Genomic DNA, 16,513 nt, shown 5'->3' with positions numbered 1-16,513 from the left:
TTGATTTAAAAAGCAGCAACCCTTGATAAAACACAACAAATTGTATTCTGGAAGGTCGATTTTGCACATCTTTCAGCGTATAAATGGAACTTTGCGCTGCTCAGATAATGACGCTGAGCGGCTTAGAATTGATAACTAATTAGAGATTGGGAAATTCATTATGCGTAGCCATTATTGTGGTCACCTGAACAAGTCCCTCGCAGGACAAACTGTGGAGTTGTGCGGCTGGGTTAATCGCCGTCGTGATTTAGGCGGTCTTATCTTTATTGATATGCGAGATCGTGAAGGCATCGTTCAGGTGGTGGTTGATCCAGATATGGCGGATGTATTTGCAGTAGCTAATCAACTGCGTAATGAATTCTGCATTAAGCTAACTGGTGAAGTACGCGCGCGTCCAGAAAGTCAAATCAATAAAGAGATGGCGACTGGCGAAGTAGAAATTCTCGCGAGTGGGATTTCTATTATCAACCGCAGTGATGTTTTACCACTGGATTTCAACCAAAAGAACTCAGAAGAGCAACGTCTAAAATATCGTTACTTAGATCTACGCCGTCCAGAAATGAGTGATCGTATTAAGCTGCGCGCTAAAGCGTCTAGCTTTGTACGCCGCTTCCTTGATGAACACGGTTTCCTCGATATTGAAACGCCAGTTTTGACGAAAGCAACGCCGGAAGGGGCTCGTGACTACTTAGTGCCAAGTCGTGTGCACAAAGGCAGTTTCTATGCACTTCCTCAATCGCCACAACTGTTTAAACAGTTGCTGATGATGTCAGGCTTTGACCGTTACTATCAAATCGTAAAATGTTTCCGTGATGAAGATTTACGTGCTGACCGTCAACCAGAATTTACTCAAATCGATATTGAAACGTCATTTATGACGGCCGACCAAGTGCGTGAAGTGACTGAAAAAATGGTTCGCAATATGTGGCTTGAGTTACTAAATGTAGACTTAGGTAATTTCCCTGTTATGCCATACAGCGAAGCGATGCGTCGCTATGGTAGCGACAAGCCGGATCTGCGTAACCCACTGGAATTGGTTGATGTTGCAGACCTTGTAAAAGATGTGGATTTCAATGTTTTCTCTGGCCCAGCTAATGATGCTAAAGGACGCGTGGCGGTTATTCGTGTACCGGGTGGCGCGGCATTAACTCGTAAGCAAATTGATAGCTACGCTGAGTTTGTTGGTATTTATGGCGCGAAAGGTTTGGCGTGGATGAAAGTCAATGACCGCGCTGCTGGCTTAGAGGGCGTTCAATCTCCGGTCGCGAAATTCCTTTCGGCTGACATTGTGGAAGGCATTTTGGCGCGGACTCACGCTGAGTCTGGCGACATCATTTTGTTTGGTGCCGATAAAATAAAAGTGGTGACTGAAGCATTGGGTGCGCTGCGTTTGAAATTGGGTAAAGATCTGGCGATCACCAATGAAAATTCATGGGCTCCACTATGGGTTGTTGATTTCCCAATGTTTGAGGAAGATGACGAAGGTAACTTGCATGCTATGCATCACCCATTTACCGCACCACTTAACTTAACCGCGCAAGAGCTGCAAGCCAACCCAGCGGTTGCAAATTCAAATGCTTACGACATGGTATTAAACGGCTATGAAGTGGGTGGTGGCTCGGTGCGTATTCACAATGCTGAAATGCAATCTGTGGTGTTTGATATTTTAGGTATCGATGCGCAAGAGCAACAACTGAAATTTGGCTTCCTATTGGATGCGCTGAAATTTGGTACGCCACCACACGCAGGTCTTGCATTTGGTCTTGACCGTTTGGTGATGCTGTTGTGTGGTACGGAAAATATTCGCGATGTGATTGCCTTCCCTAAAACAACCGCAGCCGCTTGTTTGCTAACGGATGCACCGAGTCTGGCTAACCCAGCGTCGCTCGAAGAGTTGGCGATTGCGGTGACGGTCGCAAAAGAAAAAGCGCAATAAACGCAACGGTAGCAGGGTGGCGAAAGTCACCCTCTTTTTTGCCCCCGCGTAGGGTTATCCTTTTTTATTTGAGTGAACCTTGTTCTCTCGCCAATTGACTTAGTGACAGGAATCTCTCTTTTGGCTCAAATGTATTTCTATTACTCTGCGATGAATGCAGGTAAATCAACCACTCTTCTACAATCTTCTTTCAACTATCAAGAGCGTGGTATGACGCCCGTGATCTATACCGCCGCCATCGACGACCGTTATGGTGTTGGTAAAGTAAGTTCAAGAATAGGATTGGAATCAGACGCCCAGCTTTTTACCGCTGAAACGAATTTGTATGATGAGATCAACGCACTGCACGAGCAACAAAAGCGTCACTGCATTTTGGTTGATGAGTGCCAATTCTTAACCAAAGAGCAAGTCTATCAATTGACTGAAGTGGTCGATAAAATCGGCATTCCGGTACTGTGCTATGGCTTGCGTACCGATTTCTTAGGTGAGCTATTTGAAGGGAGTAAATATCTACTTTCTTGGGCCGATAAGCTGGTGGAATTGAAAACAATTTGTCATTGTGGCCGTAAAGCGAACATGGTCATTCGCACCGATGAACATGGAGTGGCGATTGCCGAAGGTGATCAAGTCTCTATTGGTGGTAACGATAAATACGTGTCGGTATGTCGTCAGCACTATAAAGAAGCCTTGGGTAAGTAAATTCATTACTTCTGCGCCTTGAACAAATTATTCGATAGGGAGGTTTAAGCCTCCCTATCTATTTTGTATGCCCCACAACTTGTGTTACCACTCAAATTGACTCAGAACTTGGTAAGCAAGTGTCACATCGTCTGGGATCGGTTGCTCAATCTGAAATCCTTGTGCTGGGTAGTCGCGGACTCGCACAAAATCGTCTAATAGCGCACTCAGTACAACATCAACGGTGAAATCCTCATCAAGATAATCGAAAAATGCCTCTCCGCTAGAGGTCACTATTAATGACTCAAATGGGGCGGGCCACTGCTTAACAAATGTGGCGTAGGCACGACGTTCCATGAAGGGTTTTTGAACCACAATAATACGTTGCGCAGTGATCGATTTTTCTGCCAATAGATGATGACTAAATCGTACATTTTCTCCAGAGTGAGTCGCCTCTTTTTCCAGTAAAATCGCGTGGGTTGGTACGCCACAATCTTTGGCTATGTCAGCAAAGGTTTCTGCTTCGCTTTTAGCAAATTTACCCTCAGTAAAACGCCCTTGTCCGCCAGAGAAAAGAAGGTAGGGAGCCAGATTTTGTTGGTACAAATGTGCAGCATACTCAGCCACGCGCAAATCATTGCTGCAAAACACCATAATGATATCGGCCGCGACGAGCTCATGCTTCATCTGCATGTACTGCCACAAGGTTTCAATGTGTTGGTAGAGATGTTTACTCATTCAGTGCCAGTGCCTCTAACGTGTGTGAATAATGAAATTGATAGCCCAATTGGCTCAGCTTGTCGCTTAAGATGCGTTTGTCTGCAATATCGACAATTGGCGGCAATGGTGAGTCTAGCTCGGCGGCCGCCAACGCGGCTTGATAAAACTCAGCTTTACTCACGGTTTGTGGTGTGGTGGCGTTAACGACCTGTTTGGAGAGTTTTTCGCTGGCAAAAATCAGTGCACCAATGGCGTCTTTTTGATGCAACATATTAGCTGGTGCAAGCTGGCTGACTTGCGCCAAACGCGCTGCAAATCGTGAGGGATGACGGTTTGGTCCGATCAAGCCACTACAGCGTACAATGACATAATCTAGCCCTGAATCGATAACGTGTTGCTCGGCTTGCAACATGATTCGTGCTCCTTCACTGAAGTTTGAGTCATTTTGCGCCAGTGGCAAGGAGGCATGCTGTTCACTCATGGGTTGTGCAATGTCAGGATAGGCGCTGGTTGAGCTGACCATGACGATTTTACGCACATTAGCCAGCTTTGCTTGTGCGACTAAATATTGCCACTGCTGCGCATACTCTTGCCCTCTTCCCTTGCGAAAACCGGGTGGAAAGCTGCCTATCACAATCTCACTTTTTTGAGCAATAAAGTGCTGCGATAAGCTTTGGTCGCGCAGAGAAAGATCGCATACAAAGCCTGTGATGCCATGTTGCGTTAACTCAAGCATTCCTGCCGTTTGGGTGCGGCTGGCGTAGACTTGGTGGTTTTCGGTAAGAGCTTGCGCTAGAGGAAGGCCTAGCCAACCTGCGCCAATGAGGGTAATGGTGCTCATAAAATGTACATCCTGTATTGATTGTATGCCGATCAGGCATCGGTGAGTGGGCTAAGCTGGCGCAACAACTGCCTGACCATTTTATGGATAGGATCGGCGCTCATGCGCTGGTGCTGAATGACATCAATGTTGGTATACCAAGCCAGCTGTTCAAACTCAACAGGGACACGCACTAATTTCCCCATCGCTTGTTCACTTTCGGCTAAATAGCTTGGCAGCAAACACCATCCTAAACCGCTTAACGCCATCTCTAATAATAGATAGTAGTTATCGGCGTACCATATCTCTGGGCTAAAGGCTTGATGGAAACTGCTGGTTTTATGGCTGCGTGAGCGGATAACGAGTTGGCGATGCAATCTTAGCATATCGATATGGGGCGCTTGATGCTGAGCCAATTCATGCTCTGCGGCCACATAAACATCAAAACGGATTGAACCGACATTTTCAAAATCAAGGTTATTCGGTAAGGCCAATTCACTGAAGATGATCCCACAGCTAGCGCGACCTTGTTCCACCATCTCAATCACATCGGTACTTGATGCACTTAAACATTCAATTTCAATGTGTGGAAACTGTGTGGCTAACTGTTTGAATAAATGGGTTAACCCTTGTAACGGGATCCCTTCATCCATCGCGAGCGAAAGCTGTTGATTGGGTGAGGAAGCAAGCAGTTGTGCTTGTTGCGCTAAGCGTTGATGTTGCTGCAACGTCGCTTGCGCATACGGTAGAAGTCGCTCGCCTTGCGCGGTTAATCGTGGATAACGGCCGGAGCGATCAAACAGTTCTACGCCGCAATCAATTTCTAAATTGATGATGTGTTGGCTAACGGCCGATTGAACTTTGCCCAACTGTCTTGCCGCGCCGGAGAAAGAGCCACTCTCAACGGTTGCGGTGAAGGCTTGCAATTGATCAATACTCAACATATCTCATTTACCGATACTATCTAACTTTTTAGTATCTTCAATATAGATGAAAATGAGTCCATTCAACACCTCAGACGAAGAATAAAGAGGAGAAAAATGATGTCAATGAGAGAGCTGTCGATGAAAGAGCGCCTTTTCCATGCAATAACGTTTGAAGTGACCGCATTAGCGTTAATTATTCCAATCTCCGCATTGGTGACAGGGCAGGGAACGGGGGATTTAGCCATGATAGGTATTGGTTTGAGCCTATTTGCCGTAGCGTGGAACTATCTATACAACGTTTTGTTCGACCGAGTGTTTGGTACCAACCGATTAGCGCGTACGGTTAGCTTACGCTTGTTACACACGACCGGTTTTGAAGGTGGGCTCGTCTTTATTTCTATTCCGGTGATCGCTTGGGTTTTAGACGTATCGATGTGGGATGCGTTGATTTTGGAAGCTGGGTTTCTGACCTTTTTCTTTATCTACACCACACTGTTTAACTGGGGATATGATCGAATTCAGCCCTATCAACGTTGGATTGAGCCAATTGCCAAATAAAGAAGAGCGGTTTTTTTAAGGGGACAAGGCAGCCAGCAGAATCACGGCTGCCTTTGCAGGCTAGATTAAGAGTTCAAAACACGCAGCACGCGCTCTGCATGCTCGGCCACTTCGATACCTTCATCCGTTAAATAGCCACCATCAGGTAATGTACACAGACCTTTTTCGTAAAGACGTTGAACAGCGGATTGCATGTCGTCAGACGCATCATTACGGACTTTAATACCAGTCGCAGCGCTGCTTAAATCAAATTGGAGGAGTAGATTGAGCTCGGCGATATTTTGTTGAGTAAATTTCATCTCGACACCTATATAGTGAATGATTTTTTGTCACCATAGATGGCAGCGCTGTTGGCTGCAATCAGTTGTTGTAAGAAATGTTATCTGCAACCAAATTGGAGATATTTCACACAGTTATACCCTTCCTACTTGAAGCTGCAGCGGTGTTGGCTACGTTCGTTCACCCCAATCACATAGTTTGCCTATGCTCATGGGGACTCACTCACTTGCCGCCTACCTGCAACTCCAAGTTGTTTGGGTATATATTCATCATTGGTTTGCAAGAGAGTGGCTATCTATAGACGCTGGATATGGGCTATCAATAAATTTTTATGATTTTCATCACGCTAAACACATTTTTTGTAAACATAGAAAATAGCTCTTGAATTGTCATAGGAATGGAGCGATTATCCGCGCCTTATATAACTTGTTTCAAAATGTTACTTGCCATGAACTTAAACCAATTTGATTCCCTATTGCCACCGCAAATGGCAGAGCGCGCCGCAGAAACTGGCGTTGGAAAAGCGACGAAAGATCCGATGAAGTCTTTCCTTCTTGCCATTTCTGCTGGCATTCATATCGGTATTGCTTTCGTTTTTTACACTACAGTGACGACAGGAACGGGCGATATGGCTTGGGGTCTGAGTCGTTTTATCGGCGGCTTTGCGTTTAGCTTAGGTCTTATTCTGGTGGTGGTCACCGGTGGTGAGTTATTCACTAGTTCAGTGCTGACTTTGGTTGCACGTGCGAGTGGCAAAATTTCTTGGAGCATGTTGATTAAAAACTGGGTCATCGTCTATTTTGGCAACCTTGCTGGTGCGCTGATGCTTGTCGCTTGTATGCTAGTTTCCAAACAATATATGTTTGATGGTGGCCAAGTTGGCCTCAATGCGATGGCCATTTCTCAGCATAAGTTGCACCACGAGTTTATGCAGGCAGTAGCGCTTGGCATTATGTGTAACGTGTTGGTGTGCGTGGCGGTCTGGATGACTTTCAGTGGTCGTACCTTGACTGACAAAATTATGGTGATGATTTTACCTGTCGCCATGTTTGTCGCCGCGGGTTTTGAGCACTGCATCGCTAATATGTTCCAAGTTCCGATGGCAATTGGTATCAAATATTTTGCACCCGCTGAGTTTTGGCAGATGACGGGTGCCAATATTGCCGACTACGCAGACCTTAACTTAATGGGTTTTTTGATCAATAACCTATTACCCGTGACGATTGGCAATATCATCGGTGGGGGGGTTTTTGTTGGCATTTGGTACTGGTTAATTTACCTTCGAGATGGATCTCACGAATAACTCCTTATTGAAGAGATGATCTTAGAAGCGGCTTTAAGGGCCGCTTTTTGTTGTCATCTCTAAACCATCACCTTAGGTGGTGTTGACTGCTTCTGCTAGTGTTTATTCACTATTTATACCTTTAAAACAGCTTATCCACATTTTCTGTGGATAAGCTGTTTTAAAGCCAGTGTGTAAGATCAATTCTATCAAGAAGTGCACAAAAACCCAGCAGTGGGCAGTGCATCATGCACTGAAGTGGGGCGAATATAATACCGATTCCTGAGCGGTGATCGACATCTAACCATCCCTCATCTTATTAACAATGGCGTTACATTTCGGTTGTCATTTGAGCGTTTAGCGGGAAGAAATTCGTACCTCAATCCTATCTTGCAATTCATTTTGTTTCTTTTTTGTTTCTTTTTTAACGTTTATGAAAAGAAATTAAACTGACACAACTACTCACATTTCTATACATAAATTCTTAATCAAACACAACTCCGTGTGAGCTCAAAAAAGTAGTGGATTCCTTGCTATATAAGGTAGGAATCGATTGAACCCTACAAAGAGTATGGTCTAACATTTCGTATCAGAAATGGTAATAAGCTGAGCTCTGTCGTCGAGCTGCTCAAAATGACTGAAATACAAAACAGGCAAATGTATGAGTGATGTTAATAAAATAGAGAGTAATGAGAAACGTTCGCTTGAGTGGAAGTCTTTCCTCTTAATCACAGTGGTTCTCTTTCCGATCTTAAGTATCGCCTTTGTCGGCGGTTATGGATTCATTGTTTGGATGCTGCAAGTGTTCCTCTTTGGTCCTCCTGGTGCGCACGGTTAATTCCACGGTTCACCCGTAATCCTTTTGATCGAAAATTTAAGAGAGCGAATCATGAAATCATTGTTAGTCAAAATTTGGCGCACTATGACTCGTCCAGCCGTGCACATCAGCCTTGGTGTGCTCACGATGGGCGGTTTTATCGCCGGTGTGATTTTCTGGGGCGGTTTTAATACTGCACTGGAAGCCACCAACACAGAAGCATTCTGTATCAGCTGCCACACAATGCGCGACAACGTTTATGTTGAGCTGCAAGAAACCGTGCACTGGAAAAACCATTCAGGCGTACGTGCCACTTGCCCAGACTGCCACGTACCACACGAATGGACCGCTAAAATTGCGCGTAAGATGCAAGCCTCTAAGGAGGTATTTGCGCAAGTTTTTGGTGATTTAGGTACCCCTGAAAAATTCGAAGAGCGCCGTATTGAATTGGCCAAGCATGAGTGGGAGCGCTTTTCAGCCAACAACTCATTGGAATGTAAAAATTGCCACAATTACGATTCGATGGATTTCGAACAGATGTCGGCAACCGCGCGTATTCAGATGAAACAAGCAGCGGAAAAAGATCAAAGTTGCCTAGATTGCCATAAAGGGATCGCCCATAACCTGCCTAAAAATATGGATAGCTCAGGTGGACTGATTGGCGAGCTAGAGCAGTTGGCATCTAAAACCGATTACTCGGTCGGCAAGCAAGTGGTGAGCGTTCGCTTCTTACCTATTTATGAAGATGCGCAAGCTCAAGTGGAAGCAGGCCTTCTGAACCCAGCATCGGCAGTCACTGTATTGGATGAGAAAGGCGAGATGATTCAAATCGAAATTGATGGTTGGCGTAAAGCAAAAGGCTTTGGTCGTGTGATCCAAGAAGATTTTGGTATGAACATCGCTGTGGGCTCCTTGATGAAAGAAGCGGCACAAAATGATGCAATCGTCACTGTTGGTGAAAAGCGTGTCGATGATCTCACCGGTCTACCTTGGGAAAAAGTAAACGCGAAAGTGTGGATGAAAAAACAAGCCATGCTCGATAGCGTGGATCCAATTTGGGAAAAAGCGGGTGAGGCCTATAAAACGAACTGCTCTGTCTGTCATAGCCAACCGGATGAAGCGCATTTTGATGCGAATACTTGGCCGGGCATGTTTAACGGCATGATGGCATTCGTCAACTTCGACACAGACAGCGAAGCGTTAGTCTTGAAGTATCTACAAAAACACTCTTCAGATTTTGCTGAAGGTCACCATTAATCCACGTCAAACGGAGTTTTAAATATGGCGATTACACGAAGAAGTTTTCTTAAAGGTGTAGCAACCACCAGTGCGGCGTCGGTTATTGGGCCAAGTTTATTGGTCTCGACATCGGCTAACGCGGCAGAAACAACAGGCAGTTGGAAAGTATCAGGCTCTCATTGGGGCGCATTTCGTGCGCATGTGTATGGCGGAAAAGTACAATCGGTCAAGCCGCTAGAGTCAGACACGCACCCCACTGATATGCTCAACGGAATCAAAGGCATTATCTATAGCCCATCACGAGTGCGTTACCCAATGGTTCGCCTTGATTGGCTCAAAAAACATAAATACAGCGGCGAAACACGTGGCAACAACCGTTTTATCCGCGTCACTTGGGATGAAGCGTTGGATCTGTTTTATCGTGAACTTGAGCGCGTACAAAAAGAGTACGGCCCTTGGGCGCTGCATGCAGGACAAACGGGTTGGAACCAAACGGGGTCATTTCACAACTGTACAGCGATGATGCAACGTGCTGTAGGTATGCACGGTAACTTCATCACTAAAGTGGGTGATTACTCAACAGGTGCAGGCCAAACCATTCTTCCTTACGTGTTAGGTTCGACAGAAGTGTATGCCCAAGGAACCTCTTGGTCGGAAATTCTTGAGCATTCAGACAACATTGTTTTGTGGGCGACCGACCCGGTAAAAAACCTGCAAGTTGGCTGGAACTGTGAAACGCACCAATCCTTTCCTTATCTTGATCAGTTGAAAGAAAAAGTGGCGAAAGGAGAGATCAACGTTATTTCGGTTGATCCAGTCAAGAATAAAACCCAGCGCTTCTTAAACAGTGACCATTGGTACATTAACCCACAGACCGATGTGGCGTTTATGTTGGCGGTGGCGCATGTGTTGTATAACGAAGATCTGTATGACAAGGCGTTCATCAAAACCTATTGCTTAGGATTTGAACCTTTTATTCAGTACGTTCAAGGCGAAACGAAAGATAAGATTGTTAAGTCGCCAGAATGGGCCGCCGAGATTTGTGGCGTAACAGCCGATAAGATCCGCGAATTTGCACGTATGCTCGTTAATGGCCGAACTCAGTTACTGTTTGGTTGGTGTATTCAGCGTCAAGAGCATGGCGAACAGCCTTACTGGGCTGGTGCGGTTGTGGCTGCGATGGTTGGTCAAATTGGCCTGCCAGGCGGGGGGATCTCCTACGGGCATCACTATTCTGGCATTGGGGTCCCATCAACCGGTTTTGCCTCGCCCGGCGGTTTTCCACGTAACCTAGATACGGGTTCAAAACCGAAATGGGACAACGAAAACTACAACGGCTACAGTAAAACGATTCCTGTTGCCCGTTGGGTCGATTGTTTGCTAGAGCCGGGTAAAGAGATCCGCTACAACGGTTCGAGCGTAAAATTACCTGATTACAAAATGATGGTTATTTCAGGCAACAACCCGTGGCATCATCACCAAGATCGTAACCGAATGAAGAAGGCGTTCCGCAAGCTTCAAACCGTCGTCACGATCGATTTTGCTTGGACGGCGACTTGCCGTTTCTCCGACATCGTTCTTCCTGCCTGTACTCAGTTTGAGCGCAATGATATCGATGTATACGGTTCTTATTCGGGCAAGGGTTTGATTGCCATGCACCGCTTGGTTGATCCTTTGTTCCAATCGCGTACTGACTTTGAGATTTTCACTGAATTGACGCGTCGCTTTGGCCGCCATGAAGAGTTCACACGCGGCATGGATGAGATGGAGTGGGTCCGTTCGCTCTATGACGAGTGTAAAAAAGCCAACGCGGGTAAGTTTGATTTACCAGAATTTGAACAGTTTTGGCAGCAGAGCGTACTGGATTTTGGTGAAGGCCAACCTTGGGTTCGCCACGCCGATTTCCGTAAAGACCCTGAGATAAACGCATTGGGTACACCGTCTGGTTTTATCGAGATTACGTCACGTAAGATTGGGCGTTATGGCTATGAACATTGCCAAGATCACCCGATGTGGTTTGAAAAAACCGAGCGTTCGCACGGTGGCCCAGGTTCAGATAAGCATCCATATTGGTTACAATCTTGTCACCCAGATAAGCGTTTGCACTCACAAATGTGTGAGTCAGAAGAGTATCGCGCGACCTATGCTGTCAATGGCCGTGAGCCCGTGTATATCAACCCAATCGATGCGAAACAAAAAGGCATTAAAGCTGGGGATTTAGTTCGCGTATTTAATGATCGCGGCCAGCTATTAGCTGGTGCCGTTTTAAGCGATGGCTACCCGCGCGGCGTGATCCGCATCGAAGAGGGGGCGTGGTATGGCCCGTTGAATGAAAAAGAGGGAGCTATTTGCACCTATGGCGATCCAAATACACTCACACTCGATGTCGGCTCATCTGAGCTGGCGCAAGCCACTTCAGCCAATACTTGCATTGTCGATTTCGAGAAATTTACTGGTAAAGTACCACCAGTGACGTCATTCGGTGGACCAATCGAAGTGGCGTAATTCCGTCATTAGCTCAACGAAACGCCAGCAAACATGCTGGCGTTTTACTTGTCACATCCAAACTTGTACCTTGGGCGTTCTCATTGTTGAATAAAACAGCATACGGAGCCACGTCAAAGAGAAAACGTGATCAAAACAACTTACATGCAACGCGAATTCATTAGACACTGCCAGAACAACAATTTGTACTTTGTACTGAGGTGTTATGACAACGATCACTCTGCCATGTCATCGAGAAGTTGAGTTACTTCAACCGGATTTGATTGCCCAATTGCAAGGCGATGAGATCAGTTTTTCCTATTCAGGAATACATAACTCGCCCATTTCCGATCACTACTCGCTGTTTCGCACTCTATTTGACGTTGAATCGGACGCACGAGTGATTGGTGACGGTTTTCAAATGCTAGCGCAAACTGCAGGTTCGCTGCATCATCCGGTGGATGTGGGGCGTTGCCCTGACAATAGCTTGAGCTACCGGATTTACCCGCTGCAAGACAGCCAACGTTATTACAACACGCTGGTGATTGAACAATCCACCGGATACCAACTGTTTGGTTTTACCTCTTGCCACCGTTTTGCTGGCTATTTTGAAATTCTTGAGGAAAGGACGGGCACCTATTTAGTCGCTTCCATTGACGGCGAGCAGACCCATCCACAAGATTGGACAAATAACAGTTTAGAATCCGTCGTTATTTTGCAAGGTGATTCATTATCAGGTTTGTATCAACAGTATGCGCAATATATTAGTTGTCACCATACGCCGCGTGCTGGTGTGGCACAACCTGCGCCCGTTGGATGGTGTTCATGGTATGCCTATTATGCCGATGTTAATGAACAGCACATCCTAACCAACCTTGCGGCAATGCAAGGAGAACTTTCGGGGCTAGAATGGGTGTTGCTGGATGATGGCTATCAGGCGTTTATGGGCGATTGGTTGACGCCGTCCGATAAGTTTTCTCGTGGTGTTAAAGCACTGATCCAAGAGATCAAACAAGCGGGGAAAAAACCTGCAATTTGGCTCGCTCCCTTCATTGCACAAGCTGAATCTCAATTGTTTAAGCAACATCCAGATTGGTTTGTACAAAATGCTCAAAGACAACCACTGAAAGCTGAAGAAGTAACCTACGGTGGCTGGCGTTGTACACCTTGGTATGTGCTGGATGGCTCTCATCCTGACGTGCAGGAATACTTAACCCATGTGATCAAAACCATGAAAGAAGAGTGGGGTGTTGAGCTGTTTAAGTTAGATGCGAACTATTGGGGAGCACTTAAAGGACGGCGTTATCAGTCGGGAGTGACGGGTGTTGAAGCGTACCGTTTAGGGATGCAGGCGATAGCAGAAGGCGCGGGAGAGGCATGGTTACTTGGATGTAACGCGCCGATGTGGCCGTCACTGGGTTTAGTAGATGCCATGCGTGTTTCGGACGATGTCGAGCGTTCGCCACAGCGCTTTGAACAAATCGCTAAAGAGACTTTTTATCGCAGTTGGCAGCACCGCAAGTTATGGCAAATTGATCCTGATTGCGCAACACTGACGTCGCTTGCGAATCAATCGACCGATCGCATCAGCTATGAATTTCATCGCAATGTATTGCTTGCGTGTGGTGGTTTATTGCTTTCAGGTGATCCACTCCCAGGATTGACCTCTTTTGCTAAGCAGAGCCTAAATAAGTTAATGATTAGGCGCAAACACAACCAAGATGCGGCTAAGCCAACTTCATTGGCTCTCAATCACCTATTTTTAAAGTTAACAGAACGCAATGATCTGCACTGCTTATTCAATTACCAAGGTGAGGCGTGTGACTATACCTTAACAGCGAGCCAGCCAGTGGATTGGTATGACTACTGGACAGGAGATAAGCTTTCGCCAGAGCCAGTCAAAGTATTTGAAGTCTCCTTGGCAAGTGGCTTAGCCAGCCGAGCAGTGATTACCTCTTGTTAGTGGAGTGCCCTTGTTAACAGAGTGCTCAGGTTAACTGAATGATTCGGGGTAGCGGAATGCTGCGCTAAATTAGCCATAATTTCTTAACCACAAGCCATGACAAATTCTGAAAATCAGGTAAAGTATCGGCCTTTGTGAGCAATCTCGCCTATCACCTTCGATAGGCCATCAAATAGCATTAAAATAGGAAGAAAGATGATTTTCGTTGTCGGTCATAAAAACCCAGATAGTGATAGCATTTGTGGTGCATTAGTTGCTGCTGAATTACTTAAAGCACGTGGTCTAGAAGCAACGCCTGTTCGTCAGGGTGAAATTAACCGTGAAACTCAACACATTCTTGCAACAGCCGGTGTTGATCAACCTGAACTTCGTACTAGCGTCGCGGGCGAAAAAGTATGGCTTGTGGACTATACCGATCTTGCGCAAGCACCTGATGACATCAACCAAGCGGAAATTCTCGGTATTGTTGACCATCATCGCCTAGGCGACGTAATGACAGTGAATCCGCTAGAAGCGTGGATTTGGCCAGTTGGCTGTACCTGTACTATCTTGTTCAACCTATTCAAGATGGAAAATGCGCCAATCACACGTCCTTTAGCCATATTGATGATGTCTGCGATTTTGTCTGACACGGTCGGTTTTGCGTCTCCAACGTGCACACCAAAAGATAAAGAAGCGGTGCTGGCACTGGCTGAAATTGCTGATGTTGAAGACCTTGATGCCTTTATTAAAGCGCTTTTGATTGCGAAAACAGACATTGAAGGTTTATCTGCCGCTCAACTTGTTGAGAAAGATTTGAAAGCTTACCCATTCAACGGCCGTGATGTGGTGGTTGGTCAAGTGGAATTGGCAACGCTTGAACAAGTCGATGGCATGATTGACGCCATTCAAGCAGATCTAGTTCGTCGCTGTGAAGAGGAAGGCCTTGCGTTTGCCGCCGTGATGTTGACCGACATTACCACCGCGCAGACCCGTCTTCTTTATACTGGTGAATGGGCTGAAAAACTGACTAAACACGAACAAGATGGCATGTTGATGATGGAAAATACCTTAAGCCGTAAGAAACAAGGTTGGCCTTGGCTGCAAGCTGAATTGGCTTAATCCTTTTTATCATCTTATTGTTTAAGATTCTAAATTTAACGCCTGCAGTGCTACACTGTAGGCGTTTTTATATTCCCCAACTTTCGCATGGAGCCGGGCTATGGCAGACGCATTAACCACAGAACAGATAGAAGCAATCAATCGCTATAATGAAGAAGAACGTTTTAAATACTGCATTAAAGCCATTGTTGCAAACCGTGAAGTTTGGATACTAAAAGATGAGCACGGTTGTGTCATGCTCAACACAGAAGAAGATGATTGTGTTCCTGTGTGGCCTAACCAAGAGTTTGCCAAGGCATGGGCAACAGGCGAGTGGCAAGCGTGTGAAGCGGAAGCGATCTCTTTGAACAAATGGCACAGCCGTTGGACTTCGGGCTTGGAAGAAGATGAACTGTCGGTGGTGGTGTTCCCCAATGAGAATGAAGAAGGCGTTGTGTTATTTCCCGACGAATTTGATTTTGAATTGAAAAAGCAAGCCAGTAAAACGCGCTAACTCAAAGAGCTTCTGATAGAAGCTCTTTTTCTAGCTAAATTAGTAACAGTGCGGGAAAGATTTGCAATTAAATATCAGTAACTTATTACTTGTGTGATGTTGTGACCAATACCGTGGCTGCACTACATACGATAAGCACCATACCTAAGTTTTGAACCTCGCCAACTAGAGCTAATCCGCCACCAATCAATAAGTAATACAGAAGTCCAAATAGAGCACCAGCACTACCCGATTGTTGTTTATAGTCAACCAAAGCGACACTCAGCACATTTGGGATCGCAATACCAAAAGACATCACCACTAACATCATTGGTGCTAAAAACCAAATAGAGCCCTGCATGGCATAAACCCCGATAGCACCAATAGTTAACAGCATAGCGGATACCCATAAAAGAGAACGTTGCGACACTTGTTTCGAAAGTAGAGTTTTGTTTAAGTAACTGCCTAGTAACGTCCCAAGCCCTAATACAACCCCACTGTAACCAAATTGGGCAGAGCTAAGACCTAACGCTTCAAAAGTAAAAGCGCCAAGCTGGTAATAAGAGAACAGTGCAATGTTGTATAGCGCAACCAATAAAGCCGAAAACCAGATGTGCGAATCTTTCAACATTCGAAGACTTAAGCTACCTAGTTGTAGAGACTGACTTTCTTTTTGAGTTTCAGGAAGCTTAATCAGGTTGTACAAAAATAGCATTATCGCCATAACAAATAGCGCCAAGAACACACAATGATGACCACCAATAGACGTTAGCTGACCACCTAGTAGCATTCCTAACACAGGGCTAATTGATATCCCCATTCCCATTAGGCTAAAGACCTTGCCTAACTCTTCGCCACTGAACGCATCGCGAAGCATGGTCTGTGTCACAACTGAACCAACAGCGATTCCCAATGCGCTAAATGCGCGTGCGACCATGATGATGCTAAAGCTTTCAGTTTGCATAGCCACCAAAGAAGCGCAGCCGTATATAAATAGGCCAATAATCATGGTTGGGCGTCTGCCAAATTTGTCTGCCAGTATTCCCCAAACAAGAACACCAATAGCAAAAGCTAAAAAATAAACGGACAGCGTTTGAGCTGCTTGGGCGTCGTTTACCGAAAATGATTGGGCAATAGAACCTAAAGCAGGGCTGTAAATGGTTTCCACGATTTGCGGAAACATCAACATGACAACCATCAGCCATAAAGAAGGTTTTGTATTCATCTTGTGTCCTCAT

15 protein-coding genes are annotated in these 16,513 nt (G+C 45.7%); 10 read left to right on the top strand and 5 right to left on the bottom strand.

Annotated features, from left to right (window positions below):
• The first annotated feature begins 160 nt into the window (after positions 1-160).
• Both aspS and AACQ75_RS17205 read left to right on the top strand, forming a co-directional pair.
• A complete protein-coding gene (aspS, locus tag AACQ75_RS17210; protein ID WP_094129337.1) occupies positions 161-1,936 on the top strand; it encodes an aspartate--tRNA ligase in 1,776 nt (591 codons plus the stop codon).
• Between the two features lie 120 nt (positions 1,937-2,056).
• Positions 2,057-2,635 carry a thymidine kinase gene (locus AACQ75_RS17205; protein WP_026027614.1) on the top strand — a complete coding sequence of 193 codons (579 nt, stop codon included), beginning with the start codon at positions 2,057-2,059 and terminating at the stop codon, positions 2,633-2,635.
• A gap of 84 nt (positions 2,636-2,719) precedes the next feature.
• Here the strand turns inward: AACQ75_RS17205 and AACQ75_RS17200 are convergent, their stop codons facing one another.
• From AACQ75_RS17200 to AACQ75_RS17190, 3 genes are read right to left on the bottom strand one after another with little or no spacing between them, the layout of a single operon-like run.
• Positions 2,720-3,352, bottom strand: a complete 633-nt coding sequence (locus tag AACQ75_RS17200) for a YdcF family protein (protein WP_170889128.1) — start codon at positions 3,350-3,352, stop codon at positions 2,720-2,722.
• On the bottom strand, positions 3,345-4,175 hold the full coding sequence (locus tag AACQ75_RS17195) for an NAD(P)H-binding protein (protein ID WP_170889127.1): 831 nt from the start codon (positions 4,173-4,175) through the stop codon (positions 3,345-3,347). Before AACQ75_RS17195 ends, AACQ75_RS17200 begins: the two co-directional genes overlap by 8 nt.
• Positions 4,176-4,207: 32 nt before the next feature.
• On the bottom strand, positions 4,208-5,098 hold the full coding sequence (locus tag AACQ75_RS17190) for a LysR family transcriptional regulator (protein WP_010318618.1): 891 nt from the start codon (positions 5,096-5,098) through the stop codon (positions 4,208-4,210).
• 96 nt (positions 5,099-5,194) lie between these two features.
• On the opposite strand from AACQ75_RS17190, the gene AACQ75_RS17185 reads away from it, so the two are divergent.
• Positions 5,195-5,638 (top strand): PACE efflux transporter, encoded by a 444-nt coding sequence (locus AACQ75_RS17185; protein ID WP_170889126.1) that lies wholly within the window; start codon positions 5,195-5,197, stop codon positions 5,636-5,638.
• Positions 5,639-5,703: 65 nt separating this feature from the next.
• Here the strand turns inward: AACQ75_RS17185 and AACQ75_RS17180 are convergent, their stop codons facing one another.
• Positions 5,704-5,937 (bottom strand): TIGR02647 family protein, encoded by a 234-nt coding sequence (locus AACQ75_RS17180; RefSeq protein WP_010318620.1) that lies wholly within the window; start codon positions 5,935-5,937, stop codon positions 5,704-5,706.
• 428 nt (positions 5,938-6,365) lie between these two features.
• Between AACQ75_RS17180 and focA the strand changes: the two genes are divergently transcribed.
• The 7 genes from focA to AACQ75_RS17145 all read left to right on the top strand — a co-directional run bounded on the left by focA (position 6,366) and on the right by AACQ75_RS17145 (position 15,296).
• Positions 6,366-7,220, top strand: a complete 855-nt coding sequence (focA, locus tag AACQ75_RS17175; protein WP_026028023.1) for a formate transporter FocA — start codon at positions 6,366-6,368, stop codon at positions 7,218-7,220.
• Positions 7,221-7,860: 640 nt separating this feature from the next.
• Entirely contained in the window at positions 7,861-8,037 is a 177-nt protein-coding gene (gene torE / locus AACQ75_RS17170) for a trimethylamine N-oxide reductase system protein TorE (protein WP_010318622.1), read from the top strand.
• A 51-nt stretch (positions 8,038-8,088) separates the two neighbouring features.
• Positions 8,089-9,273 (top strand): pentaheme c-type cytochrome TorC, encoded by a 1,185-nt coding sequence (torC, locus tag AACQ75_RS17165; protein WP_026028833.1) that lies wholly within the window; start codon positions 8,089-8,091, stop codon positions 9,271-9,273.
• Positions 9,274-9,297: 24 nt separating this feature from the next.
• Positions 9,298-11,760, top strand: coding sequence for a trimethylamine-N-oxide reductase TorA (torA, locus tag AACQ75_RS17160; protein ID WP_017044673.1), 2,463 nt, complete (start codon positions 9,298-9,300; stop codon positions 11,758-11,760).
• 205 nt (positions 11,761-11,965) lie between these two features.
• Positions 11,966-13,702: a glycoside hydrolase family 36 protein gene (locus AACQ75_RS17155; RefSeq protein ID WP_170889125.1), complete on the top strand. Its 1,737-nt coding sequence runs from the start codon at positions 11,966-11,968 to the stop codon at positions 13,700-13,702.
• Positions 13,703-13,897: 195 nt separating this feature from the next.
• Positions 13,898-14,803 carry a manganese-dependent inorganic pyrophosphatase gene (locus AACQ75_RS17150; protein WP_088728800.1) on the top strand — a complete coding sequence of 302 codons (906 nt, stop codon included), beginning with the start codon at positions 13,898-13,900 and terminating at the stop codon, positions 14,801-14,803.
• Positions 14,804-14,903: 100 nt separating this feature from the next.
• Positions 14,904-15,296: a DUF2750 domain-containing protein gene (locus AACQ75_RS17145; RefSeq protein ID WP_017047713.1), complete on the top strand. Its 393-nt coding sequence runs from the start codon at positions 14,904-14,906 to the stop codon at positions 15,294-15,296.
• An 85-nt stretch (positions 15,297-15,381) separates the two neighbouring features.
• Here the strand turns inward: AACQ75_RS17145 and AACQ75_RS17140 are convergent, their stop codons facing one another.
• The gene (locus AACQ75_RS17140) at positions 15,382-16,500 is read right to left on the bottom strand and encodes a multidrug effflux MFS transporter (protein WP_170889124.1); all 1,119 of its coding nucleotides are present in this window, start codon (positions 16,498-16,500) and stop codon (positions 15,382-15,384) included.
• Between the last annotated feature and the right edge of the window lie 13 nt (positions 16,501-16,513).

Origin of the sequence: Vibrio sp. B1-2, from assembly GCF_963888445.1 — a bacterium.
GTDB classification, from domain to species: domain Bacteria; phylum Pseudomonadota; class Gammaproteobacteria; order Enterobacterales; family Vibrionaceae; genus Vibrio; species Vibrio anguillarum.
This window is presented reverse-complemented; position numbering and strand designations above follow the sequence as displayed.